This window comes from Pseudaeromonas sharmana, from assembly GCF_042649925.1.
GTDB classification, from domain to species: Bacteria; Pseudomonadota; Gammaproteobacteria; order Enterobacterales; family Aeromonadaceae; genus Pseudaeromonas; species Pseudaeromonas sharmana.
Genome location: NZ_JBHSAF010000015.1, coordinates 299,180 through 324,256, shown reverse-complemented (window position 1 = coordinate 324,256; position 25,077 = coordinate 299,180). Strand labels below are relative to the sequence as shown.

General features: G+C 58.6%; 17 protein-coding genes. 12 read left to right on the top strand and 5 right to left on the bottom strand.

Annotated elements, in window-relative coordinates:
* Positions 1-56: 56 nt before the first annotated feature.
* From ACFOSS_RS16145 to ACFOSS_RS16135, 3 genes are all read left to right on the top strand, one after another.
* Positions 57-2,219, top strand: coding sequence for a transporter substrate-binding domain-containing diguanylate cyclase (locus tag ACFOSS_RS16145; protein WP_377154526.1), 2,163 nt, complete (start codon positions 57-59; stop codon positions 2,217-2,219).
* A gap of 73 nt (positions 2,220-2,292) precedes the next feature.
* A complete protein-coding gene (locus tag ACFOSS_RS16140; RefSeq protein ID WP_377154524.1) occupies positions 2,293-3,300 on the top strand; it encodes a LacI family DNA-binding transcriptional regulator in 1,008 nt (335 codons plus the stop codon).
* Positions 3,301-3,530: 230 nt separating this feature from the next.
* A complete protein-coding gene (locus ACFOSS_RS16135; RefSeq protein ID WP_377154522.1) occupies positions 3,531-5,477 on the top strand; it encodes an alpha-amylase family glycosyl hydrolase in 1,947 nt (648 codons plus the stop codon).
* A 49-nt stretch (positions 5,478-5,526) separates the two neighbouring features.
* On the opposite strand, the gene ACFOSS_RS16130 is transcribed toward ACFOSS_RS16135, so the two are convergent.
* The 4 genes from ACFOSS_RS16130 to ACFOSS_RS16115 form a co-directional block, all read right to left on the bottom strand.
* Complete coding sequence (locus ACFOSS_RS16130) at positions 5,527-6,597, bottom strand: acyltransferase (RefSeq protein WP_377154520.1); 1,071 nt, start codon at positions 6,595-6,597, stop codon at positions 5,527-5,529.
* 235 nt (positions 6,598-6,832) lie between these two features.
* On the bottom strand, positions 6,833-8,299 hold the full coding sequence (locus tag ACFOSS_RS16125) for a glutamate synthase subunit beta (RefSeq protein ID WP_377154518.1): 1,467 nt from the start codon (positions 8,297-8,299) through the stop codon (positions 6,833-6,835).
* Complete coding sequence (locus tag ACFOSS_RS16120) at positions 8,299-12,939, bottom strand: glutamate synthase-related protein (protein WP_377154788.1); 4,641 nt, start codon at positions 12,937-12,939, stop codon at positions 8,299-8,301. The genes ACFOSS_RS16125 and ACFOSS_RS16120 overlap by 1 nt, the downstream gene beginning before the upstream one ends.
* A gap of 551 nt (positions 12,940-13,490) precedes the next feature.
* A complete protein-coding gene (locus ACFOSS_RS16115) occupies positions 13,491-15,107 on the bottom strand; it encodes an EAL domain-containing protein (RefSeq protein WP_377154516.1) in 1,617 nt (538 codons plus the stop codon).
* A 221-nt stretch (positions 15,108-15,328) separates the two neighbouring features.
* Here ACFOSS_RS16115 and mtnN point away from each other — a divergent pair, with 221 nt between their 5' ends.
* The 6 genes from mtnN to ACFOSS_RS16085 all read left to right on the top strand — a co-directional run bounded on the left by mtnN (position 15,329) and on the right by ACFOSS_RS16085 (position 21,218).
* Positions 15,329-16,027, top strand: coding sequence for a 5'-methylthioadenosine/S-adenosylhomocysteine nucleosidase (gene mtnN / locus ACFOSS_RS16110; RefSeq protein ID WP_377154514.1), 699 nt, complete (start codon positions 15,329-15,331; stop codon positions 16,025-16,027).
* Positions 16,028-16,030: 3 nt separating this feature from the next.
* Positions 16,031-16,996 (top strand): cobalamin biosynthesis protein CobD/CbiB, encoded by a 966-nt coding sequence (locus tag ACFOSS_RS16105; RefSeq protein WP_377154512.1) that lies wholly within the window; start codon positions 16,031-16,033, stop codon positions 16,994-16,996.
* A gap of 22 nt (positions 16,997-17,018) precedes the next feature.
* Positions 17,019-17,816, top strand: coding sequence for a cobalamin-binding protein (locus tag ACFOSS_RS16100; RefSeq protein WP_377154510.1), 798 nt, complete (start codon positions 17,019-17,021; stop codon positions 17,814-17,816).
* A 128-nt stretch (positions 17,817-17,944) separates the two neighbouring features.
* Complete coding sequence (locus tag ACFOSS_RS16095; RefSeq protein ID WP_377154786.1) at positions 17,945-18,577, top strand: trimeric intracellular cation channel family protein; 633 nt, start codon at positions 17,945-17,947, stop codon at positions 18,575-18,577.
* 261 nt (positions 18,578-18,838) lie between these two features.
* Positions 18,839-20,278 (top strand): OprD family outer membrane porin, encoded by a 1,440-nt coding sequence (locus tag ACFOSS_RS16090; RefSeq protein WP_377154508.1) that lies wholly within the window; start codon positions 18,839-18,841, stop codon positions 20,276-20,278.
* Positions 20,279-20,381: 103 nt separating this feature from the next.
* Positions 20,382-21,218, top strand: a complete 837-nt coding sequence (locus ACFOSS_RS16085; RefSeq protein WP_377154506.1) for an SDR family oxidoreductase — start codon at positions 20,382-20,384, stop codon at positions 21,216-21,218.
* Positions 21,219-21,294: 76 nt separating this feature from the next.
* Here ACFOSS_RS16085 and ACFOSS_RS16080 read toward each other — a convergent pair whose 3' ends face one another.
* Positions 21,295-21,630, bottom strand: a complete 336-nt coding sequence (locus tag ACFOSS_RS16080) for a DUF1904 domain-containing protein (protein ID WP_377154504.1) — start codon at positions 21,628-21,630, stop codon at positions 21,295-21,297.
* A gap of 28 nt (positions 21,631-21,658) precedes the next feature.
* Between ACFOSS_RS16080 and ACFOSS_RS16075 the strand changes: the two genes are divergently transcribed.
* From ACFOSS_RS16075 to ACFOSS_RS16065, 3 genes are read left to right on the top strand one after another with little or no spacing between them, the layout of a single operon-like run.
* Positions 21,659-22,624 (top strand): TraB/GumN family protein, encoded by a 966-nt coding sequence (locus ACFOSS_RS16075; RefSeq protein WP_377154502.1) that lies wholly within the window; start codon positions 21,659-21,661, stop codon positions 22,622-22,624.
* A 55-nt stretch (positions 22,625-22,679) separates the two neighbouring features.
* Complete coding sequence (gene smrA, locus ACFOSS_RS16070; protein WP_377154500.1) at positions 22,680-23,297, top strand: DNA endonuclease SmrA; 618 nt, start codon at positions 22,680-22,682, stop codon at positions 23,295-23,297.
* Positions 23,298-23,340: 43 nt separating this feature from the next.
* A complete protein-coding gene (locus ACFOSS_RS16065; protein ID WP_377154498.1) occupies positions 23,341-24,822 on the top strand; it encodes a carboxypeptidase M32 in 1,482 nt (493 codons plus the stop codon).
* Positions 24,823-25,077 lie beyond the last annotated feature (255 nt).

Genomic DNA, 25,077 nt, shown 5'->3' with positions numbered 1-25,077 from the left:
TAGCAGTATTGTGTCCACTTATTAACCAATCCGTTATCCATTTGTTGAGTCCGACTTTGCTCAGATGTTTATACCTGCTGTTCTCTACCCTCATCGGCTGGATACTGCTCCTGCCGGTGATGACCCAAGCTCAGCCTCTTGCTCTGTCACCGACCGAACAGGCCTGGCTGGATAGCCATCGCCAGCAGGAACTGCGCCTGGGGATAGCCCCTGGCAGCGGCATGGAGCTGTTCTCGCTGCATCAGCTGCAAGCCGGTTATATCCCCGAACTCGTGAAACTATTCAACGCCGAAACCGGGCTGAGAATACGCATCGAACAGGACAAAAACTGGAGTCGGCTCTATAACCGCTTTCTCAGCGGTGAACTGGATTTGCTGCTCGGCGCCAATGTCACGCCCCAGCGCCGGCAATTCATGGCCTTTACCCGACCGATTGTCAGCTATCCATACCGTCTGTTTACCCGGAAGAGCGGACAGATACTGACACTGGGCGATCTGCATGACCACAGGCTGGGATTTATCAGTGACGATGTGGTGTTTTCGCTGTTTCCGGCCCGCTATCCCAATATCCAGTATCGCAGCCACAGTTTCAGTGACATGCCTTCGGCACTGGCGGCGCTGGCGGCAGGCCATATCGATGGCCTCATCGCCCAGGCCGGTAGTGAGAGTCGCTCATTTTTGCAGCAATACCCCAACCTGCAGGCGACAGCCACCCTGCAGGACATCACCTCGGACATGACGCTGGCGACTCGGTTGGCCGATGAACCACTGGCCAGCCTGCTGGATAAAATACTGGCCGCGCATCGAATGAGCATCGACCGGATAGTCGAGCACAATCGCCTGTTGTATAACCGCAAGGTGTTGCGCCTGAACGATGCGGAACGTCGCTGGCTGGAACAGGATCCACTGATCCGCGTCGGCATGGCGGATGACTATCTGCCCTTCGATGCGGCCCGAGACGGCAAGCCCAGTGGCATTACCGGTGCCTTTCTCAACGAACTGCATCAATTGACCGGGTTACGGATACAGGTAGTCACAGGCCCATTCAACCAGTTGCATCAGATGATGCAACAAGGGTCACTGGACATGCTGAATATCGCCAATACCAGCGAAAATCGGCGCCATTTCTTGTTTACCCAGCCTTTCTTCAGTGAGCGCGATATCATCATTGGCCGCCGAGCTAGCCCCTATGTCCAGGATGTTTATGGGTTGGAAGGCAAGCGCGTCGCCGTTATCGAAGGGTTCTGGCATGAAAACTACCTCAAACGCAATCTGCATCAGGTCAGGATTACCACGACACGCAATCTGCAGGAGTCGTTGGAGCGATTGAGTAACCATGAGGTGGATTATCTGATCGAGAATCCAACCGTGTTGGAGTACTACATCTCCGGGTTGGGCTTTCGCGATCTGGAGCGCAAAGGCAACACCGCCGCCGACTCCTTCATGTATTTTGGCGTTAACCCGGCCTTACCCGAATTGGTGAGTCTGTTTAACAAGACACTGCCCCTGATCGACAGTGAACAGATGCGCACCCAAGGTCTCAACTCAGTACCGGATCTGCGTCAACAGCGGATGCAGTTATTGATCATACTGGCAAGCGTGCTCGCCGCCGCCCTGTTGATCAGCCTGTTGTTTGGCTGCCGGCTATTGCGGCGTTTCCTATCCCAGCGCACCGCCAACCAGTTATTGCATGAACGCCAGCAATTGATGCAATTGGACCCACTGACCGGAGTCTATAACCGGCTCGGGTTTAACCAGCTGCAAACCGAACTGGCGCTCAGCACCACTCCACAAGCCTGGTGGGTGATCGACTTGAACAATCTCAAGCTGGTTAACGATCACTTCGGTCACCTGTCAGGCGATGCACTGCTGATCCAGTTTGCCCATTTTCTGCGGCAACAGTTTCCTTCCGCGTTACTGTTCCGCATGGGCGGCGATGAATTTATCGTGGTGCAACAGAATATTGATTATCCGGCCGCGGTCAGTCGTCACCAGACCCTGCTGCGAGCGCTCCTCGAAACCCGCTTGCCACAGCAACAGCAGTCTCCACATTTGACACCGGGTGCCCTGGCCGCCGCGGGCATGGTCTGGCGCCATGACGCCAGCCTGTCGTTGCAAGAGATTATCCGCCAGGCAGATCAACAGATGTATGAGCACAAGCGTCATAGCAAATTGAACACGCCGGCGGTCGATTATCCTGTTGCGGAAAGCACCCGCTGAAAGCTGGTCAGGTAGCCTCCTCCTCTGATAGCCTTGCTCCTGCTTCTAACGACTTGAGGAACCAGATCCGTTTATGGCCGCCACGATACACGATGTCGCCCGACTTGCCGGCGTTGCCATCTCGACTGTTTCCAAAGTGATGAGTGACAGCCCGCGGATCTCGGCCCTGACCAAGAACCGGGTGCGCGAGGCCATGCAACAGCTGAACTATCATCCTAGTCGTCACGCTCGTGGTCTGGCGCGCAATTGCACCGAGACCCTTGGCGTTCTGATGCCGCTGCGACGCAATAGTGCGTTTCAGAACCCCTATGTCTTCGAAATCCTGTGCGGCATCGAGCGCCACTGTGCCAGCCAGCACTATTCGGTGATGTTACTGGATGCCGAAGCATTGGCCAGCAAACCTAAAGCCGTGCAGCAACTGGTCGCCGAGCGCAAGGTGGACGGCGTAATCCTGCACGCCGACCTGCATGCACCGCAACTGATTCGGCAGTTCACCGCCCTGGCGTTACCCTTTGTGGTGATCGGCCGTCAACCAGGCCACCACAGCTGGGTGGATGTCGACAACGTTCACGCCGGAGAGATCGCCACGGCCCATTTGCTGGCTCAGGGATATCAACACCTGCAGTTCATCGGCAATCATCTGCACGACACCATCTCCGCGGATCGGTTACAGGGATTTTTACGGGCGCTCGAGTCGCAGCACCTGCAACCCTGTGCACCGCCTCTCTACGCACAAGCTGGCCATTACGCCGAAGGGCTCGGGCTCTGGGCTAGGTTGCAGCAACTCCCGATGCGCCCCGATGCCATCGTCGTCGCCGGCAACCCTCTGGCCGCCGGCGTGATGGCTGCCGCCCAGGCCGATGGGATACGGATTGGATACGAATTGGGTATTGTCTCTTTTGACGAGTATCCCTATGCCGAACAGACACAGCCACCACTGTCTGTAGTCGATATTGATCTCTTCGCCCTCGGCGAACAGGCTGCCCGCGAGTGGTTCCTGCAATGGAACAAACCGACGCACTGCAGTCAGTCTCTGCTGTTGGACCAGCGGTTGCTGGTCCGCGCCAGCTCGTCCCGTTGACCGTCTCCTCAGGATCCTGATTGAGATCCGGATCCCGAATCCCCGCGTCATTGTCGCTGACTGTTTGACAGCGACAATCTCCCCTCTCAGGATATTCTCAATTGGGAAAGCGCTTTCCCAATTAGATATAAAAACCAAAGCAAAACTCAGAAAATGCACATTAGCTGTGCTTTTTTGCGGAATATTTAACGAATAAATACGAAAACCGCTTTCTCAATAGGATGCCCGTAATGAAAAAAAAAGCCCTCCCGCTATGTGCCCTGATCTTGGGCGCCAGTACCCTGCTCAGCGGCTGTGATACAGACCAAAAGACTAAGCCAGCCCCTCCTGCCGCGGTTGATGACTGGCACCAAAAAGTCGCATACGAGATTTTTGTGCGCAGTTTCTACGACAGCAATGGCGACGGCACCGGCGATCTGGCCGGCGTCACGGCCAAGCTGGATTATCTGTCCGAGCTGGGAGTCGATGCCCTCTGGCTGATGCCAATCACGCCGGGCCCGACCTACCATGGTTATGCCGTCAGTGACTACAATGCCATCCACCCGGACTACGGCACCCTGGAGGATTTCAAGACGCTGATCGCCGCCGCGCACCAGCACCACATCAAGGTGATTCCCGACCTGGTGGTGAACCACACCTCCGAGCAGCACCCCTGGTTCCAGGGCATGCTGGCCGGTGAGGCCAGCTACCAGAATTTCTACCGTTGCGGTGATCAGGCCGTGGATGGCAACTGGGGAGAAGTGGCACCCGGCAAGTATTGCTACTACTCGTTCGGGCCACAGAGCGGACTGCCGGATCTGAATTATGATGAGCCCGCAGTGCGCAGCGAGATCAAGAAAGTTGCCGACTTCTGGCTCAATCTGGGGGTCGATGGCTTCCGCCTCGACGTGGCCCAGGACATCGGTGATGGCAACGATGGCTACTCGGTCGCCTGGTGGCAGGAGTTCAGCACCCACGTCAAACTGATGAAGCCGGACGCCTTCATCATCGGCGAGGTCAACTATGACAACCCGAGCGACAGCGCCAAGATAGCGCCGTTCCTCACCGGCATGAATGCCACATTCAATTTCCCGCTGTACAACGAATTGGTCACCGCGGCTGCCGGCCTGCCGAAGGATCTGCTGGCCACGCTCAATCCGATCCGGGCCCAGTACCAGGCAGCCAACCCGGACTTTGCCGATGGCCTGGTGATTGGCAACCATGACCGCAACCGCATCGCCTCCGAGCTGAACTTCATCGACAGCAAGATCCGTCGTGCGGTGACCTGGCAGATGACGCTGCCCGGTACACCCTTCATCTACTATGGTGACGAAATTGGCATGCGCGGTGGCCACGATCTGCAGGGCGATCCACACAAACGCGAACCGTTCGACTGGTATGCCGCTGGCGATGGCCAGGGTATGACCACCATGACCAAGGCCGTCTACGGCGCCGAGGCCAAAAACCAGATCCCGTTTGATGGCATCTCGCTGGAAGAAGAGCAGGCAGCACCGGGTTCGCTCTACCACTATTACCGCCAGTTGATCCGTATCCGTAAGGACAATCCGATCCTGTTCAACGGCCAATACCAGCGTGTCGGCACCCCGCAAGGCACCTACGGCTATCAGGTCACGGACAGTCAGGCCGATTACAACCTGCTGGTTGTGCACAACATCGATACCGAGCAGCCGGCCGAGCTGGTCGTTACCGCAGACACCACGGATTTGCTAACCGGGACGGTTTACAAGAGCGGTGACCGGATCCCACTCGCAGCCTATGGTTCCACCATACTGCGCACAACATCCACAACACTGCCCGTGGAGACAGGGGCCATCCCGGATGACGCCATGGACACCAGCGATGTCACGCTCGACATCAAGGTGCATGTCCCCGCCAACACGCCGAACGATGCCCAGCTGTATATGCCCAATTCCGATGATGGCTGGGATCCGACCACCATCACAGTGGATCCGGACACCACGCTGGAACGCGTCGATGCCAGCACCTTCCACATCCGGGTCACCCGGCCGCGCGGCACCCGTCTTGAGTACAAGTTCTTCCGGGGATCCTGGGCCAGCAGCGAGACCGATGTCGAAGGTAACTGGACCGGCAATCGCATCTTTTTGTTCGTTGACGATCAGAGCGAAGTTGACGTCAACATCCAGGGCTGGCGTGATACCAACTATCAGGGTTCATGAGGCTGAGTGTTGAAGCCAAGCAGACAACGGGGGCATTTCGCCCCCGTTTTCATGTGTTGCGCTCAGCGAATGCGGTACGGCGTGCGGGCAGACGCAGCAAGCGGATACCACCGGGTATGGCCGCCAGCAGCCCATACAGCCCCCAAGCCAATACCCATAGCAGCAGTACCTTGCCTAGCTCCCACCAAGGTGAGTGCCACATCATGCTCAACGGAAAAATCCAGATCACCAGCAGCATATGCAGACAGTAGAGTCCCAGCACCTTCGGTGCCTGACGTTCCAGCCAGCTACCCCGACCCCAGTCCGGATTCGCCAGCAACCACAGGAACAACCCCAGCGCCCAAGGGACCGAGCCCAGCAGAAAATCGTGACGATTGAGCGGTACACCATCCAGTTGCCACAGCAGTATGGCCTCCAGTGCATACAACGCCATACCCGACAGCATCAAGAGCAGCGCCATCGTTGATTTCAGTCGCCACTCACAGTGACGAAGATGGCATCCCAACGCAACGAACAACAACGAGAAGAAGGGGCCATTACGGGTCAGGAGTTTCCATTCCTCCCCCAGCAGGGGTTTGGCATACGAGCCTCCCAGCAGCGCTAATAAAAACAGCACGCCACCGGCGAACAACGCCCAATGAGGTCGCTGGAGATGATAACAGAGGGCCTGTATCAGCACCGCCAGCACCAGGGCCGGCAGGAACCAGAGGTGAACCATACCTCCCACCCACCATTGGTTCAGCAGATCGGACAGCAACATCTGCCATTGCGGTTGCATCGCAGCCTGGTAACCCACCTCGAACACCATGGGCGGGTTGAATGGTGCCAGGATGTAAATCAGGCTCCAGCCCGCCCAAAGCAGCAACAAGGGGCGACTGTATCGCCAGGAGACACCCAGGGCATCTCCTGCCTGCAGTCGTGGCTGCAGGAAGAAACCTGCACACAAAAAGAAGAACGGCACCGCAAAACGGGTGACCTGATTGAGAAATCCTCCGATCACCACCGACACGGGATCGGCCCAGACCGTCGGATCAAACGGGTTCGCAAAGGGTGATATGTGTATCACCATGACGGCCAATATGGCTAATACGCGCGTGCTTTCAATGCTTGCCAAACGCATGATGCAACTCCATTACAACTTCAGATGGGCGCAGACTAAGCAGCGCCGCAACCGGTTGCAAATTGCACCGGTCAGAACTGTGATGCCAGTTCATCACCGTTACCCTTGGTTACACAGCTGAGTTATTACGCAAAATCCGGCACCAGAACACAACGCCACCAAGGTCGAGTCTTGATAGGCGGCATAAAAAAACCCCGGCCAACCGACCGGGGTTTTTAAACAGACCGTGACGAGATTAGCGCGGCAGCGTAGTGTTGCCCATCAGGAACTGATCCACTTCACGCGCGCACTGACGGCCTTCGCGAATGGCCCAGACCACCAGGGATTGGCCACGGCGCATGTCACCGGCGGCAAACACCTTCGCCTTGCTGGTGGCATAGCAGCCTTCACCGTCTGTGGTCGCCTTGGCATTGCCACGGCTATCCTTGTCGATACCGAAGCTGTCCAGCACCTTGGCCAGCGGCTGGGTAAAGCCCATCGCCAGGAACACCAGATCGGCCTTCAGTTCGAACTCGGAGCCCGGGATCTCGACCAGCTTGCCATCCTTGAACTCGACACGCACCAGCTTGAGGCCGGTCAGCTTGCCGTTTTCACCGATGAACTCCTTGGTAGAGACCGCAAACTCGCGCACGCAACCCTCTTCGTGGGAGCTGGAAGTACGCAGCTTCAGCGGCCAGTACGGCCAGGTCAGCGCCTTGTTTTCCTGCTCCGGCGGTTGTGGCATCACTTCCAGCTGGGTGACGGCAACGGCGCCATGGCGGTTCGAGGTACCGACACAGTCAGAACCGGTATCACCGCCACCGATGACGACGACATGCTTGCCGGCGGCATTGATGACGTTCTTGGCATCGCCGGCGACTTCCTTGTTCTGCGGGATAAGGAACTCGAGGGCAAAGTGCACACCGGCCAGCTCACGGCCCGGTACCGGCAGATCGCGCGGCGTCTCGGAACCGCCGGCCAGGATCACCGCATCAAACTGCGCATCCAGCTCGGCCGGTGTCACCACGGTGACCGCATCATTGACCACTCCGGCAGGCAGTTGCTTGTCGTCGGCGACCAGCGTCTTGGTACGGAAGGTCACGCCTTCGGCGACCAGCTGCGCCATACGGCGATCAATCACTGACTTGTCCAGCTTGAAGTCCGGGATGCCGTAGCGCAGCAAACCGCCGACACGGTCGTTCTTCTCGAACACGGTCACGTCGTGACCGACACGCGCCAGTTGCTGTGCAGCGGCCAGCCCTGCAGGGCCTGAACCGACCACCGCCACTTTCTTGCCGGTCTTAACACTGGAGGGTTGCGGCTTGACGAAGCCGCTCTCCCACGCGCGGTCGATAATCGAACGCTCGATGGATTTGATCCCTACCGGTGCAGCATTGATGCCCAGAGTACAAGCTGACTCACACGGAGCCGGACAAATACGCCCGGTGAACTCCGGGAAGTTGTTGGTGGAGTGCAGGACACGAATGGCCTGCTCCCACTTGCCACGGTAAACCAAGTCATTCCAGTCCGGAATGATATTGTTAACCGGGCAGCCGTTGTTACAGAACGGGATACCGCAGTCCATGCAGCGGGCACCCTGCTGTGTCGCTTGCTCTACAGTCAGGGTCGGCACGAACTCGCCATAGTGCTTGACGCGTTCTGCAACCGGCGCGTAGCTCTCTTTGACTCGCTCGAACTCGAGAAATCCGGTTGGCTTACCCATTACGCAATCTCCTTCTGCTCTTGTTGCTTGGCCGCCGCCAGTTCCTTCAGGGCACGGCGATACTCATTCGGATAGACCTTGACGAACTTGGCCCGGCTGTTGTCCCAATCAGCCAGCATGGCCTTGGCTCGCGGGCTGCCCGTCAGGGCAGCATGTTGCTCAATCAGCCCCTTCAGCAGCACCTCATCGGCCAGATCACAGTGCCGCGGCTCATCCTGGCTCTGCTCGGCAGCCGGCAGCACGCGGTCGAGAGCGACCTGGGCCAGGTTGCAACGCTCGGTAAAGGTATCATCACCATCAAAGACGTAGGCAATACCGCCGGACATCCCTGCGCCGAAGTTACGGCCGGTCTGACCCAGCACCACCACGGTGCCACCGGTCATGTATTCACAACCGTGATCGCCCACCCCTTCGACCACAGCCGTGGCTCCGGAGTTACGCACGCAGAAGCGCTCGCCGGCGACGCCAGACAGGAAGGATTCCCCGTCAGTCGCACCGTACATCACAGTGTTGCCACAGATGATGTTGGCTGACGGCTCGCCGGTGAAATCGTCACTCGGACGAATCACAATGCGGCCACCGGACAGCCCCTTGCCGACATAGTCGTTACCCTCGCCCACCAGCTCCAGGGTCACGCCGTGTGCCAGGAAGGCACCAAAGCTCTGACCCGCAGTGCCATTCAAACGGACGTGAATGGTATCTGTCGGCAGACCGGCGTTACCGTAACGCTTGGCGACTTCGCCAGAGAGCATGGTTCCGACGGTACGGTTGATATTCTTGACCGGTACCACGATCTGGACCTTCTCCCCCTTCTCTAGCGCGGCTTGGGCCTGCTCAATCAGTTGGTTGTCCAGCGCCTTGTAGAGTGCGTGATCCTGAGTATCTGAATGCTTGCGCCCCACGGTTTCCGGCACGGCCGGCTGGAAGAAAATCTTCGAGAAATCGAGGCCTTGCGCCTTCCAGTGTTCGACACCGGCGCGCTTGTCCAGCAGGTCAGCGCGACCGATCAGATCTTCGAACTTGCGGATACCCAGCTCAGCCATGATCTGCCGCACTTCTTCTGCAACGAAGAAGAAGTAATTGACGACGTGCTCCGGCTGACCGGTAAAGCGCTTGCGCAGCTCAGGATCTTGTGTCGCCACCCCTACCGGACAGGTGTTGAGGTGACACTTACGCATCATGATGCAACCTTCAACCACCAGCGGAGCCGTGGCGAAACCGAACTCGTCTGCACCCAGCAGGGCACCGATGACGACGTCACGGCCGGTCTTCATCTGGCCGTCGACCTGCACGCGAATGCGACTACGCAGCTGGTTCAGCACCAGCGTTTGTTGGGTCTCGGCCAGGCCCAACTCCCACGCCGTACCGGCATGTTTGATGGAAGATTGCGGTGACGCTCCAGTACCACCATCGTGACCGGCGATCACGACGTGGTCAGCCTTGGCCTTGGAGACACCGGCCGCGACGGTACCGACACCGACTTCCGACACCAGCTTGACGGAGATGGAAGCCACCGGGTTGGCGTTCTTCAAATCGTGGATCAGCTGGGCCAAGTCCTCGATGGAGTAGATATCATGGTGCGGCGGTGGGGAGATCAGGCCGACGCCCGGTACCGAGTGACGCAGGAAGCCGATGTATTCGGAGACCTTGTGACCCGGCAACTGACCGCCTTCACCCGGCTTGGCACCTTGCGCCATCTTGATCTGAATCTGGTCGGCATTGACCAGGTATTCGGTGGTGACACCGAAACGGCCAGACGCGACCTGCTTGATTGCAGAACGCAGGCTATCACCCGGTTGCAGTTCCAGATCGCGCTCGATACGCGACTTGCCGATGATTTCAGACAACAGCGTCGGCTGGCTGACCGGGATGAAACGGTTGGCGTCTTCGCCGCCCTCACCGGTGTTGGACTTGCCACCGATACGGTTCATCGCTACCGCCAGCGTGGTGTGTGCTTCGGTAGAGATAGAACCCAGCGACATGGCGCCGGTCGCGAACCGCTTGACGATCTCCTTGGCGGATTCGACTTCCTCGAGCGGTACCGGTTCGGCTGCCTTCTTGAATTCAAACAGGCCACGCAGCGTCAGGTGACGCTTGCTTTGGTCGTTGATGATCTGCGCGTATTCCTTGTAGTTCTCGAACTTGCCGCTGCGCGTCGCGTGTTGCAGCTTGGCTATGGCGTCCGGCGTCCACATGTGATCTTCACCGCGGATACGGAAGGCGTAATCACCGCCGGCATCCAGCATGTCCGCCAGGACCGGATCATTGGAAAACGCCGCTTCGTGCAGACGGATGGCCTCTTCGGCCACTTCAAACAGGCCGATGCCTTCGACATTGGACGGGGTACCGGTGAAGTACTTCTCGACAAATGCCTTTTGCAGACCGACCGCTTCGAAAATCTGTGCACCGGTGTAGGACATGTAGGTAGAGATACCCATCTTGGACATCACCTTGCACAGGCCTTTGCCGACGGCCTTGGTGAAGTTCTTGACGTACTTGTCAGCCTTCTCGGCATCGCCCTGTGCCATGGCTCGCAGCGTTTCGACCGCCAGCCAGGGGTGAATGGCTTCGGCGCCATAGCCGCCCAGCAATGCAAAATGGTGCACTTCACGGGCGGATCCGGTTTCCACCACCAGACCGGTACTGGTCCGCAGACCCCGCTTGACCAGACGTTGGTGTACGGCCGAGGTGGCCAACAGCGCCGGAATCGCCAGTTGCCCCTTGGCAATCTTGCGGTCGGACAGAATCAGGATGTTGGCGCCGCCCTTGACAGCATCTTCTGCCTCGGCAGCCAATGTGGCCAGCCGCGCTTCGATCCCTTCTTTGCCCCAAGCCAGCGGATAGGTGATATCCAGCTCGTGGGAGCGGAACTTGTTGCCAGTGAACTGCTCGATGTTGCGGATCTTCTCCATCTGCTTGGCAGAGATCACCGGCTGCGCCAGCTCGAGACGAATCGGCGGATTGATGTCGGTGCTGTTGAGCAGGTTCGGCTTAGGACCCACGAAGGAGACCAGTGACATGACCAGCTCTTCACGGATCGGGTCGATCGGCGGGTTGGTGACCTGGGCAAACAGCTGACGGAAGTAGCTATACAGCGGCTTCTCTTTCTTCGACAGCACGGTGAGCGCGGAGTCGTTACCCATGGAACCGATGGCCTCTTCGCCATTCTCGGCCATCGGGGTCATCAGCAGCTTGACGTCTTCCTGGGTGTAACCGAATGCCTGTTGCAGATCCAGCAGACCGGCTTCATGGTTTACCGGGGTGACATCACCTTCGATGTCATCAAGCTTGATGCGGATCTTGTCGATCCACTCGGCATACGGCTTGGCATTCGCCAGCGAGTGCTTCAGCTCCTGGTCGTCGATGATGCGACCCTGTTCCATGTCGATGAGGAACATTTTGCCCGGTTGCAGACGCCATTTCTGGGCGATGCGGGAATCTTCAATCGGCAGCACCCCAGATTCGGAGGCCATGACCACCAGATCATCCTTGGTGACCAGATAACGGGCCGGACGCAGGCCGTTACGGTCCAGCGTGGCACCAATCTGACGGCCGTCGGTAAACGCTACCGCTGCCGGACCATCCCACGGCTCCATCATGGCCGCATGGTATTCGTAGAATGCACGGCGCTTGTTGTCCATGGTGCTGTGCTTTTCCCAGGCTTCCGGGATCATCATCATCACGGCATGGGCCAGCGAGTAGCCCCCCATGACCAGCAGCTCCAGGGCGTTATCGAATGACGCAGAGTCAGACTGCCCTGGATAGATCAGCGGCCAGACCTTATTCAGGTCCTGTCCCAGCACCGGAGAGGTGATAGCGCCTTCACGGGCACGCATCCAGTTGACATTACCGCGTACCGTATTGATTTCCCCGTTGTGGGCAATCATGCGGAACGGATGTGCCAGATCCCAGGTCGGGAAGGTATTGGTAGAGAAGCGTTGGTGCACCAGCGCCAGCGCTGAAACACAGCGCGCATCAACCAGGTCGTTGTAATAGAGCCCCACCTGGTCGGCCAGTAACAGCCCCTTGTAGTTGACCGTCCGCGCCGAGAAAGACGGCACGTAGAATTCGCCACAGTGCTTGAGCTTCAGTGCACGAATGGCATGAGAACAACGTTTGCGGATGATATACAGCTTACGTTCCAGAGCATCGGTCACCAGGACGTCGGCGCCTCTTCCGACGAAAACCTGGCGGATGACGGGCTCTTTGGCCTTCACCACCGGAGACATTGGGCAGTCCGCATTCACCGGCACATCACGCCAGCCTAGCACCACCTGCCCTTCGGCACGGATCGCACGCTCGATCTCTTCTTCACAGGCCTGACGGGAAGCTGCTTCTTTCGGCAGGAAGATCATGCCGACGCCATATTCTCCTGCGGCCGGCAACGTAACGCCCAGCTTAGCCATTTCAGCACGATACAGCTGATCCGGGATCTGAATCAGAATACCGGCGCCGTCACCCTGCAACGGGTCAGCACCGACCGCACCGCGGTGATCCAGATTTTTCAGGATCAACAATCCTTGTTCAACGATACTGTGGCTCTTCTGCCCCTTCATGTGGGCCACAAAGCCAACACCACAGGCGTCGTGTTCGTTCGCAGGGTCGTAAAGACCCTGGCGCTGGGGTACCGCCGATTCCATCACGCTTGAATCCTCTCAATCTATCTCGGGTCCATCCGCAGAGAAAAAAAGCCGGCTTCTGCCAGCTTGGCTGTCACTCTGAGGGCTTGTAACGGGCGAATATACTGTGATTTCCGCCCCAATTCAAGGCAAGCCACCGCTGCCAAACACAGGGTGAAATAACCAAAAAACCCATAACAATTCAACAAGTTATATGATCATCACCACAAGCGTGCACACTGCATCATTTTTGCACAGAACTGGGCTACCGATTTATCCTCGTCAAATCTCCGGTCATCTCGAAATCCCGTAGGTATTAACCACAATTTTACATCGTAAATGTTTAATGAATGGTTAAAATTCAGAGTTTTATTCTGTTTACCATCCTCAAGTCAGCCAACCATGGGATAGAAAAAACGAATAAAAAGCGCATTTAACGCCATTTGGCTCTGATTTCGAGACAGTGTCGGTGTGGCATCCATACCACATCGGAATATATTTGTATCAAATTTGCATGTTCATGCATAAATATTTTTCTTTTATCTCTGTGAGCAAAACAGCATTTCGCGCCGTCAAGCCACCGCTAAGTTTTGACGCCGCGCAGCGAGCTCATGCTGCCAGAGCATGCGCCCTTCATAAATTGGCAGTGGATATCCATGCCGCCACCCCTGCTGCAACACGACACCATGTTGATTGAGCCAGGCGATCTGACGCTCTTCGGTGACCCCTTCGGCAATGACATCCAGTTGCAGCCGATGGGCCAGGCGAATAATGGCTTCCAGAATCGTCGCATTCACGGAGTCGGATCCCAACGCAGCCACAAAGCAGCGATCGGCTTTGAGGATATCCAGCGGCAGCGACTGCAGATAAGCCAGGCTGCTGTAGCCGGTGCCAAAGTCATCTACCGCCAGACGGATGCCACTCTGCTGCAAACGCTGCAAGACACTCAACTGCGCCGCATTATGGGTCGCCACCATGTTGTCTTCGGTAATCTCATATACCAGGTGCGGGATCTTGGCATGCCACAACAGGCTCTGGGCGATAAATGCTTCATCGTCGAGGTGGGCAGTCGTGATGTTGAATGACACCTTGAGGTCAGGTGCAAGCGCCAACAGGGGTTGCAGCGCGTCAATCGCCTCTTCAATCTGCCGTCGCGTCATTTCCACCAGCAAGCCCGTTTTGTCTGCCATCGGGATGAAATGTTGCGGACCGATGATGCCACTGGCACTCCGCCAACGGAGCAACACTTCGAAGCCACACAACCGACCCGAGCGACCGTCCCGAATCGGCTGATAGACGTTGAAAAACTCATCCTGGGCCAATGCACAGGCAAGCAAACGGTATGGATCAGATTCAGGCCGCCACCACAGAAACAACCCCAGCGCCACCAACGCCCATACGACGACAAAACCGCCGCACAAACCAGCCGTGATAGCCCAGTCGAACGCGTGCAATTGCGCTGCATCGATGACTTGAATCAGACTCAACCCTGGGGCCGCAAGCAGTGGTTGCACTTGCACCCACTGCTGCTCAATCAAGCCTGCCTGGTAGTCACGGTCTAGCGTCAAGGTTTGCGCAAGGTGCGGCAGCCCCAATCTGGGATGCCAGTTAAACAGCGTCAACGGCTCGCCGGTTTGATTGTCAATGATGCCGTAATAGCCACCATTCAGCGGCAAGGCCAGTTCGCTGGCGCGCATGGTCAACCACTGGCCTGGCAAACGCGCCACAACATATTCACCCGTTGGCAGATGACGATAGAGATGAAACACCGACTCGCCGGTCAGCAAGGACGCGGTCGCCGCAATATGGCCAAGGCCGCCATGCGCAGGTAGTTCACGTTGCAAAAACTCCTCCGGCTCGTGCGGACTGGCGCACAGACGATGGTGCTCGGCATCGAGAAAGAAGAAATCGACGACATTCGGTGTCAAGGTCAGTTCACGACGCCGTTCGCGAAATTGATCAGCTCCGCAATCAGACCAAGAGGATAAACGTTGCAGGGCGCCATCTATGCGCGCCAACTCAAGGTCAAACAGCCTGCCCGCCTGCTCTATCTGCAGTTGCAGGTGCCGGTCCGCTTGCCTATCGAAGAAATGATGCAGCAACGGGATCATCAACACAGTGACGAGCGTTGCCACCAGCGCCCCGCAAATCAGCGCGCGCCAGTGCGGTAAATTAGACCATCGTTGCATGAATGCCGGCTCTCCGGTGGCAGCTGGTTTTCGGGTCATGCGCACCGGAAATGAGTCGGCGGATCCCGCAGCAAAAGTCGATCATCTTAGTCACTCGGTGATAAACCGGAGCTTAATGGCGCATGGCTTGACACCATTTGTGCGCCCTCCAGCTGCGAAGCCCGGGAGCAGAGTGCTATCATGCCGTCCATATTCACCCTGCCTATAGAGACAAATGTGTTATGACGATCGGCATCATTGGCGCCATGGAACAGGAAGTCGCGCTACTGCGCGCTCAACTCGACAATCCCACCACGCTGCAACTGGGTGGCTGTGAATTCTACAGCGGCACCCTCGCCGGCCAAGCCGTGGTTCTGACCCTTTCCGGAATTGGCAAAGTGGCGGCCGCTGTTGCAACTACCTTGCTGCTGGACCGATTTGCCCCCGATTGCGTGATCAACACCGGCTCTGCTGGCGGCTTCGATCCGGAGCTGCATATCGGTGATGTCATCATCTCCTCCGAGGTTCGCCACCACGATGTCGACGTCACGGCGTTTGGCTACGAGATCGGCCAGGTGCCGCGCATGCCTGCGGCCTTTGTCGCCGATGATCGCTTGAAGGCCATCGCCCGCGATGCCGTCAGTGCCATGGCCGACGGCATTCGCTGCAAGGAAGGCTTAATCTGCACCGGTGATCTCTTCATGTGCGATCCGGCCCGTGTCGCCAAGGCCCGGGCAGATTTCCCGACCATGGCCGCGGTCGAGATGGAAGCGGCGGCCATCGCCCAGGTCTGCCACCAGTTCCAGGTACCGTTTGTCGTCACCCGCTCCCTGTCCGACATCGCCGGCAAAGAGTCTCCTGACTCCTTCGAGGCTTATCTCGAGGTGGCAGCCCGTCACTCCTCCGCCATGGTTGTCGCCATGCTGGAGCGGATGGCCTGATCCATGATGAACGACGAGGCGTTTTGGACACTGCTGGCCAGCCCATTGCCGATTGCCGTACTGGCCGTAGTCCTCGAAACTCTGTTGCCACTGCCCGCCGGTTTTCGACCTTCAGCCCTGTTGCCATGGCTGGAACAGCTGGCTCGCAAGGTCAATCGCCCCGGACACCACAGCACTCAACTCTGGCTGGCCGGTTTGCTGACACCGCTGGTGGTGCTGATACCGGCGCTGGCCGCCTGCTGGGCGCTGCGCAATCTGTCGCTTTCAGAAGGGTTGTTCGATCTGCTGTTGCTGGTCTGGCTGCTGGAGCTCAAGCCACTTGGCCAGCAGCTGAATGCATTACGCCCCCTGCTGCATCAGGACAAATTGCCATTGGCGCGACTGCAGCTAGCCCCCATGGTACGGCGCGAAACGCGGCAGCTCAGCCTGATGGGATTAAGCAAAGCCTGCAGTGAAACACTGATCTTGCGCTGGAGCGGCCAGTGGGCTGCGGTGCTGTTCTGGTATCTGCTGGCCGGGATCGAGGCGGCGCTGTGCATGCGCCTGTTACAGCTGATGAATCAGGCCTTCAGCGTCAAACTGGCGCGTAACCGGTTGTTTGGCGAGATGAGTGGCCGCCTCTACAGCCTGATGGTGTGGATGCCGGCATGGCTGAGCGTCCTGCTGCAAGGCGCCTTTGCCGGAGGTGGACGTGCCGTGCAGCAGGCACTGCTGGGTGCCCGCCAGTGGCCTGCTCAAGGGCAAGGTGCCCTGCTGGGCGCCGTGGCCGGCGGTCTGAATATCCGCCTCGGTGGCCCCCGTTTTTACGATGGCCACAAGCTGCGCTATGTCACCCTGGGTGGCTGTCAGGAGCCGGATTTGTCCACCCCCGTTCGGGTGCTCGGCCGTCTGCGCTGGCTCAGCCTGGTCTGGTGGTTGTTGTCAGCCCTCTTCTGCGGACTGTATCTGTATGTGCATTGGCCACGCTAAGTTGCGGTATTGGCTGTCATCTTTGCTGTTGTGCACTCTGGCTGGCTCAGTATTGGCCACACCACAGCGCATTGTCAGCCTGACGCCGCACATCACCGAACAGCTGTTTGCCATCGGTGCAGGGGCTCAGGTCATTGCCGTCGACGATGCCAGCGACTGGCCGCCCGAGGTGAAACGACTACCCCGCATCGCCAATTATCAGAGTCTGAATCTGGAACGCCTGCTGGCATTAGAGCCCGACCTGGTCATCCTCTGGGATGGCTACCAGCAAGAGATCCGCGCTCAACTGCAGCACTGGCAGATTCCGGTATTAGAGATGCACTCGGCGCGGCTGGACGACTTACCCTCCGATCTGCGCCAACTGGGTGCCGCCACCGGACATCAGCCACAGGCCGAAGCCCTGGCTCGCCGCCTGGAGCAGCGCATGGCTCATCTGAAAGCGCAGCAGCAGAGCCAATCCAGGGTGCGGGTGTTTTTCCAGCTGTGGAACCCACCGCTGACCACGGTCGCACGGGGCGGCTGGATCCAGGATGCCATTGCGTTGTGTGGGGGCGAGAACCCGTTTGCCGACAGCCTGGTGCCTTATCCCCAGGTGGATTTGGAGCAAGTGCTGGTGCAGGCGCCGGAGTTGATCATCACCACCCAGGAGGCGTCCGCACTGCAATTCTGGCAGCGTTGGCCGACGCTGCCGGCAGTCGCCAGGGCGCAGTTGCAGACCCTGCAGCCGGATCGGTTGCAACGGTTGACCCCCAGAACCCTGGACGGTGTCGAGGAGCTGTGCCGGCTCATTCACGGTGCGCGTGCGGCCAAGACACAGTAAGCTCCGCTTGAGTAACGCTGATAGTCCTATTCCTTCTGCGGCCTGCGCGGAGCAATTTTCTGCTAGCCGGAATGCGCACCGCTTCTTACAATCTGCGCCACCTTGGCCTGGTTAACCGTTTGTTAGTGATGAATAGCCCATTGATTGATCAACTTGTCTATCTGTTTGACCTGTTTGGTACCGCCGTGTTCGCCTTCTCCGGCGTACTGGTCGCCGGCCGCCTGCGCATGGATGCCATCGGTGTCATCGTACTGGCCGCCGTCACTGCCATTGGCGGTGGCACCATCCGCGACCTGCTGATCGGCGCCAGCCCGATCTTCTGGATCCAGGACACCACCTATCTGTGGGTCATTCTGGGCACCGCGGCCTTCGGCATGTGGCTGGCCCGAGTGCCACGCCGCCTACCTTGGTATGTGCTACCCGTGGCCGACGCCTTTGGATTGGCACTGTTCGTCGTCATCGGCGCCAAGAAAGCCCTGTTGTTCGGCAGTTCAGGCATGGTCGCCGTCGTCATGGGCGTCATCACTGGTGCCGGTGGCGGCCTGATCCGCGATGTCCTGGCCCGGGAAGTCCCCATGGTGCTGCAAAAAGAGATCTACGCCACGGCCTGCATCTTCGGCGGCATTCTCTACACCAGCTCGCTCCATTTTGGCCTGGCTCATATCCCGGCCATGTTAATCAGCATGCTCGGCGTGTTGCTGGTACGGGTCACGGCCATTTTCCGCCATTTGTCATTACCCTCCTTCACCTTGCGTGACTGACACTTAATTCACAAAGAAAACCAACAAGCTCGAATAGCGGTAATTACAGCGTTAATGATTGTTTGAATGCGATCAAATAACGGTAATTTACCGCTTTTTTTTGCTTGATATTTTACATCGCGAAATTAGCATGACCACTAAGCCCTGTGTGACCCCTTTCGAACCGCAACAGGGTGAAAGCGTTATCAACAAGGAGGATCTGCACGACAGATCCCGTTGCGGAAGCCTCTTCCGCGGTCCAAAAGTCAGGAGTCAATTGTTATGAAGGATATTCGGCTTGTTCGCCGCAGCCTGCTCGGCTGCGCCATAGCCAGTGTGGTCGGGCTGTCGCTACCAGCTCATGCCAACGATGAACTCGGCCCGCAATTTGCCGCCAAGGCCAGTCAGTTCTATGAGGATGGCAAACTCAACGGCGGCCTCTTTTACTTCCAGCGCAACCGGCAGCGCATCGATGGTAACCCTAAGGAAAATCCGGGCGATCCGCAAAGCGGTGACTACGAGTCGAACCTCAGCCATGCCACCACCCAAATGGCGCTGAGTTACAACTCCGGTTATGCATGGAATCTGGTCGGGATCGATCTGGCAGGCTTTGGCGCCTATGACCTGGCCATCGATGATGCCAATCCGGTGAATCAGGAGAACGAGTTCAGCTTTGCCGCCCGTAAGTGGGGAGAAAACTACCAGCCTGGCGATGATGGTGAAGCCGATAACGGCGTCAGCCTGAGCAATGCCAGCCTGAAGGCGCGGCTGGGTGAACACATGACCGCCAAGGGCGGCTACACCCAGATCTATGTGCCCGGCGTCATGGGGGTGAACTGGTCCTATCAACCGGGTACTTACCGCGGAGCCCAGCTTGAAGGTACCTTTGGCAGCCTGTATCTGACCTATGCCTGGGCAGACGAATACAAGGCACCCTGGTTCCAGCAAACCCAACAGTTCTCCAAGGCCAAAGCCTGGGCCGGTCCCTTTGCCGAAGGCAAGGTCATCGACTATCTGCATGCCATGGCGGCTCGCTACACCTTCGCCAACGGCACCGCGGCGACCGTAGCGTTTGGCCAGGCCAAGGACTACATGGACAGCTACCACTTCAAACTGGCCCACACCTTCACTTTACTGGGTGGACTGAACACCAGCTACCAGCTCTACACCTCCGACTCCAAGGACGACACCTATCAGGGCACCGCTTGGCAACAGGCCCTGACGGCAGGCTGGAGCCATGGCCCCTACGCTTTCCGTGTCGAAGGTTTGATGACCAAGGCCGAAGGCAGTGAAGGCAACTACTTGCCCCGCTTGACTCGAGGTTACGGTAATTCGCAAGGCGCCAATGAAATCTGGTGGGATAGCCGCTCCGACTGGAATGCCAACAACGAAACCGCCCTCTTCGCTGGCGTGACCCGGACACTGGATGATCTGCTCGGTGCCGCAGGCTGGACTGTCGGTTTCTCTGGCGCCTACGGCTGGGGCATCGAGAAGGGTGACGGAACCAAGGCCAGCAATGGCGCAGACACCGAATGGGCGCTCAACGCCGACGTCATCTACACGGTGCAGGAGGGCAAAACCAAGGGCACCATCTTCAAGCTGCACTACACCGACTACAACAATGACATCACGCAAAGTGGGGGCTGGACCGAGTATCCGAACATTTTCGCCTCGGAACACGATGTGAAATTCCACATCATCATGCCATTAAGCCTGATGTAAACCCGCAGCCCGCCAGATAATGGCGGGCTTTTCATACGGCCCCTTGTCGCAACCCGTGCCGCCGGCGCTATACTGGGCCCTCCTTCCCGTTCAGGAGCCCGGCATGCCCACCTCGCCTTCCAGAGCCGTACTCATCACAGGTTGTTCTTCCGGCATCGGCTACCACGCCGCCCACTTCTTGCAGCGCGCCGGTTTTCAGGTCATCGCCAGCGCACGCAGGCCGGAGGATGTCGCACGCCTGCAAGCGCAGGGGCTGACCGCCTTGTGCCTCGATTTGGCTGATGACGCCAGTATTCATGCTGCCGTGGATGCGACGCTGACACTGACCGGAGGCCGCTTGTATGGCCTGTTCAACAACGGTGCCTACGGCCAGCCGGGTGCCCTTGAAGATCTGCCGACCGAGGCCTTGCGCGCCCAGTTCGAGAGCAATTTTTTTGGCTGGCATACGCTGACGCGCCGCGTGCTTCCGGTGATGCTGGCGGCCAATGAAGGGCGCATCATCCAGAACAGCTCGGTACTCGGCCTGGTGGCCATGCAGTTCCGCGGCGCTTATAACGCCAGCAAATTTGCCATTGAGGGTTACACCGACACCTTGCGCCTCGAGCTGCGCGGTACGGGTGTGCAGGTTGCGTTGCTTGAACCTGGCCCCATAGAGAGCCGGTTTCGTGCCAATGCCCTCGCGGCACTGCAGCAAATCGATCTGACAGGCAGCCGGCACCGCGATCTCTATCATCAGACGCTGACTCGGCTGGGCAGCGAGCGCTCGAATAACCGCTTTACCCTGACACCGGAAGCCTGCATGCCGCCGCTGCTGCATGCCTTAACAGCACCGCGGGCACGAACGCGCTATCCTGTCACCACACCGAGTAAATGGTTGTACCACCTGCGCGGCTGGGTGCCGACGCGCTGGTTAGATGCCCTGGTCGCTGGCTCAACCTAGGCGGATTCATCGTCCAAGGGACCATAAACACACGCCGATTATTAAGCGAGATTTAATAATCGGCATAATCCACGGCTTAACCGTAGTGGTGGCCGTTGTCGTAATAGGCGCTGCGCGTCAGAGGCAACACGATGACGGCGACATCGACAGCCGCACCGACCTGGGCCTTGACCTGTTCGGTAATCAGCTGCGCCGCCTGATCCTGTATTGCCTGGCCGCGGTCAAACCACATCAGCTCAACGAAGGGATAGCCCGCCACCGCCTCAGCGGAGATAATAAACTCGGTCTGCACCCGTTCAATTGTAAAATGAGCGACCGGTGCACCGGTCAGAGCAGACAGCTGTTCGACCAGCGGACCGCTCAACTGCATCAGCGCTTCACGCTCGATGCCACGAAAACGTAAATGAGGCATAGGACTCCCAGTGTTGGAGGAAACGACATTGCAATCAGAACTGCCGGCTTTACCGCTGCCTGACGCAGCTCACTCTGCTGAGGCAGATCATACGGTGCCCTCTGCGGCGAAGAAAGCCCGACGTTATCGTTGGCAGGCTGGCGTCTTGTCGCTGCTGCTATTGCCGGTACTGGCACTGGCTGAACCCGGCTTCTGGCATGCCAGCAAAGATGGACGCCACCTGTGGATCCTCGGCTCGATTCATGTCGGCGAGGAGCGGTTCTATCCGCTGCCGGCGGTGATCGACGACGCCTGGCGCAAGGCCGATGTCTTGATTCTGGAGGCCGATCTGAACAACATCAGCGCCGGAGACAATGCACAAATTGCACAGATGAGTCAGCTCCCCGCGGGCCAGAGCCTCAAGCAGGTGCTGCCCCCACCGCTGTACCAAAGAACCGTCACTGCCGCCAAACGGCTGGGTCTGCCCGAGGCGACATTGCAACCACTGCAGCCCTGGGTCGTGGCGATAACCCTGACCCAGCAGGCATTACAAAAAGCCGGCTACCAGGCTGACCTCGGAGTCGACCACTACTATGCCAGTGCCGCGAACCGCATGGGCGTTCCGATCCGCGGACTGGAGCGGGTTCCGGAACAGTTTGCTTATCTGGCCGGCCTCAGCGCCCTGGAGCAGGACTTTTTGACCGCCACCCTGGACCAGATGCAGACCATGCACCAGGAAGTGCCAGCCATGATGCAAGCCTGGCTGGATGGCAATGGCACAGTGCTGCAAAAGTTGCTCAGCGATGAACAAGCCAGCCCCGCCCTGCAAGAGTACCTGCAACGCCGGCTGCTCAAAGAGCGCAACCACAACTGGATACCTAAGCTGCTGGCGATGCCGGAGGCCAATCAGTTCCTGGTCGTCGGCGCCCTGCACCTGTACGGGCCGGACGGCATTCTTAATCTGCTGCGGCAACAGGGCTACCAGCTTGAGGTGCTGACCGACGCTCACGAATAACCGCCTGCGCTGTCGCCTGTCAGCGGCAAGCGCCCGTTCCCCTGAGGAGGCCATCATGACATTTGCAGACCTGCTGGCGGCTCGACCAGAGCCACGCGACGCTGACGATCTGGCGCTATTTCAGGCCGAGCTGGGCGACGTGCGGCCACTGACGCAGGATCACATTCCCGGCGTCCGCCCCAGCACCGATGCCGAAGCCAAAAAAGCCCGCCGCGCCGCTGCAGAGCAGGAATCGGATCTGGACCCGGACTTTTTAAGCATGGAGGCGGTCACCCTGCTCGATCCCCATGACCTGATCAGCTTCCGCCGCCCCGGCGTACAAGAAGGGGTATTCCGGAAACTGCGGCTCGGTGAATATGCGCTGCAGGCCACTCTGGATCTGCAGGGACAGCGCCTGCATCAGGCCAAGACCCAGCTGGTCGCCTTCTTGCGTGAATGCCAGCGCTGCGAAATCCGCACTGTGCTGATCCGCCACGGCAAGGGGTTGCAGTCCAATCCACCGGCATTGCTCAAGAGCTATGTCAGCCAATGGTTACAGCAGTGGCCGGACGTGCTGGCACTGCATAGCGCACGCTACGAAGAGGGGGGGAGTAGCGCCCTGTATGTCCTCCTGCGCAAAGGGCAGCAGCAGAAAATCGAGACGCGGGAGCGCATCTGGCGCCATCAGCCATGACGAGCCACCAAGCTAGCGATAAAACAACAACAAGGAATCGACGATGAGTTACTCACAACTGGTAGATCGCTTCACCCAACTGCACCACTTCGCCCACCTCGGCGCCATCTGCGGCTGGGATAGGGCCACCATGATGCCGGATGGCGGCAACGAAGCTCGGGCTGCCGCACTGGCCGAGCTGTCACGGTTGCTACACGAACGGCTGACGGCAGCCGAGATGTCTGAGTGGCTGGCTGCGGCCGAACAACAGGAACTCGATGCCCAGGCGCGCCAAAGCCTCGTCGAGATGCGCCGCCAATGGCAACAGGCCAGTGTGCTGCCGGCCGACCTGGTTCAGGCCAAGTCACTGGCCGGGTCACGCTGCGAGCATGCCTGGCGTGAGCAACGACGCAACAACGACTGGCAGGGCTTCCTCGGCAACTTCCGGGAAGTGGTGGCACTGAGCCGCGAAGAGGCCCGCATCCGGGGCGCAGCCACCGGGTTACGCCCATATGACAGCCTGCTCGATCTCTATGAGCCAGGCATGCGCTGCCAGCAATTGGATCAGGTGTTTGGCGATCTGCAAGGCTGGCTGCCCGCGCTGATTCAGGCGGTGTGCGAGCGACAACGCGACCAGCACATTCAGATGCCCGTCGGCCCATTCAGTATCGAGCGCCAGGCTGAGCTCGGCCGCGACGTCATGGCGATGCTGCAATTTGACTTCCAGCGCGGCCGCCAGGATGTCAGCGTGCACCCCTTCTGTGGGGGCGTGCCCAGCGATGTTCGCATCACGACCCGCTACGACGAAGCGGACTTCACCCAGAGTCTGATGGGCATCATCCATGAGACCGGCCATGCCCGCTACGAGCAGGGGCTGCCACCGAGCACGCTGGCGTTACCGGTTGGTCAGGCGCGTTCGATGGGCATCCACGAAAGCCAGAGCCTGTTTTTCGAGATGCAGCTGGCACGGCACCCGGCCTTCATGCAGCGACTGTTGCCACTTATCCAGCGAGCCTTCGGAGCCCAGCCGGCCTTTGAGGCGGCGAATCTGGCCCGCCTCTATACCCGGGTGGAGCCCGGCTTCATCCGGGTCGACGCTGACGAGGTCACCTACCCGACCCACATCATGCTGCGCTACGAGGTAGAACAGAAGTTGATCGAGGGCAGCATCGAGGCCGAGGATATTCCGGATCTGTGGGCCGAGCGCATGCAGCAGTATCTGGGGCTCGATACCCGCGGCAACTACCGTGACGGCTGCCTGCAGGACATCCACTGGACCGATGGCAGCTTCGGCTATTTCCCCAGTTACACCCTGGGAGCCATGTATGCGGCCCAGTTTGCCGCCGCGCTGCAGCGTGAACTGGGCGACTTCAACCAACTGCTGGCCCGAAGCGATGGCCTGGAGGCGGTTTTCGGTTGGTTGCAACGCAATATCTGGCAACAGGCCAGCCGCTTCGACACCGATACCCTGGTGCGCCAAGCCACCGGCGAAGTACTGAATCCGGCGCATTTCCGTGCTCACCTGACCCAACGCTATCTCGACTAACCCACGACCGCCGGCAAGGTGGACTCCCCGCCTTGCCGGTTAACCGTCACAGCCACATCCGTGCGGTTCACTGTTCCTGCAACCACTTGCCCTGCTCACAATTTTGATTTTTTACTCGAACTTGCCCCCTGAGGTTGTGAGTTAAGTGTCGCTTCCGCGTTTCCATTCACGATACCGTTTTCAACGACCGGCACAGATCGGTTGCGTTTCCTACACTGGTGATCAATAGCCACCCAAGGTGGCGTGTGCAGGACG

What these genes read in the sequence shown, in the direction of transcription:
- ACFOSS_RS16140 (WP_377154524.1), top strand. Translation starts at nt 2,293, where the DNA reads ATGGCCGCCACGATACACGATGTCGCCCGACTTGCCGGCGTTGCCATC.
- ACFOSS_RS16135 (WP_377154522.1), top strand. Translation starts at nt 3,531, where the DNA reads ATGAAAAAAAAAGCCCTCCCGCTATGTGCCCTGATCTTGGGCGCCAGT.
- ACFOSS_RS16130 (WP_377154520.1), bottom strand. Translation starts at nt 6,597, where the DNA reads ATGCGTTTGGCAAGCATTGAAAGCACGCGCGTATTAGCCATATTGGCC.
- ACFOSS_RS16125 (WP_377154518.1), bottom strand. Translation starts at nt 8,299, where the DNA reads ATGGGTAAGCCAACCGGATTTCTCGAGTTCGAGCGAGTCAAAGAGAGC.
- ACFOSS_RS16120 (WP_377154788.1), bottom strand. Translation starts at nt 12,939, where the DNA reads ATGGAATCGGCGGTACCCCAGCGCCAGGGTCTTTACGACCCTGCGAAC.
- ACFOSS_RS16115 (WP_377154516.1), bottom strand. Translation starts at nt 15,107, where the DNA reads ATGCAACGATGGTCTAATTTACCGCACTGGCGCGCGCTGATTTGCGGG.
- mtnN (WP_377154514.1), top strand. Translation starts at nt 15,329, where the DNA reads ATGACGATCGGCATCATTGGCGCCATGGAACAGGAAGTCGCGCTACTG.
- ACFOSS_RS16105 (WP_377154512.1), top strand. Translation starts at nt 16,031, where the DNA reads ATGATGAACGACGAGGCGTTTTGGACACTGCTGGCCAGCCCATTGCCG.
- ACFOSS_RS16095 (WP_377154786.1), top strand. Translation starts at nt 17,945, where the DNA reads ATGAATAGCCCATTGATTGATCAACTTGTCTATCTGTTTGACCTGTTT.
- ACFOSS_RS16090 (WP_377154508.1), top strand. Translation starts at nt 18,839, where the DNA reads ATGAAGGATATTCGGCTTGTTCGCCGCAGCCTGCTCGGCTGCGCCATA.
- ACFOSS_RS16085 (WP_377154506.1), top strand. Translation starts at nt 20,382, where the DNA reads ATGCCCACCTCGCCTTCCAGAGCCGTACTCATCACAGGTTGTTCTTCC.
- ACFOSS_RS16080 (WP_377154504.1), bottom strand. Translation starts at nt 21,630, where the DNA reads ATGCCTCATTTACGTTTTCGTGGCATCGAGCGTGAAGCGCTGATGCAG.
- smrA (WP_377154500.1), top strand. Translation starts at nt 22,680, where the DNA reads ATGACATTTGCAGACCTGCTGGCGGCTCGACCAGAGCCACGCGACGCT.
- ACFOSS_RS16065 (WP_377154498.1), top strand. Translation starts at nt 23,341, where the DNA reads ATGAGTTACTCACAACTGGTAGATCGCTTCACCCAACTGCACCACTTC.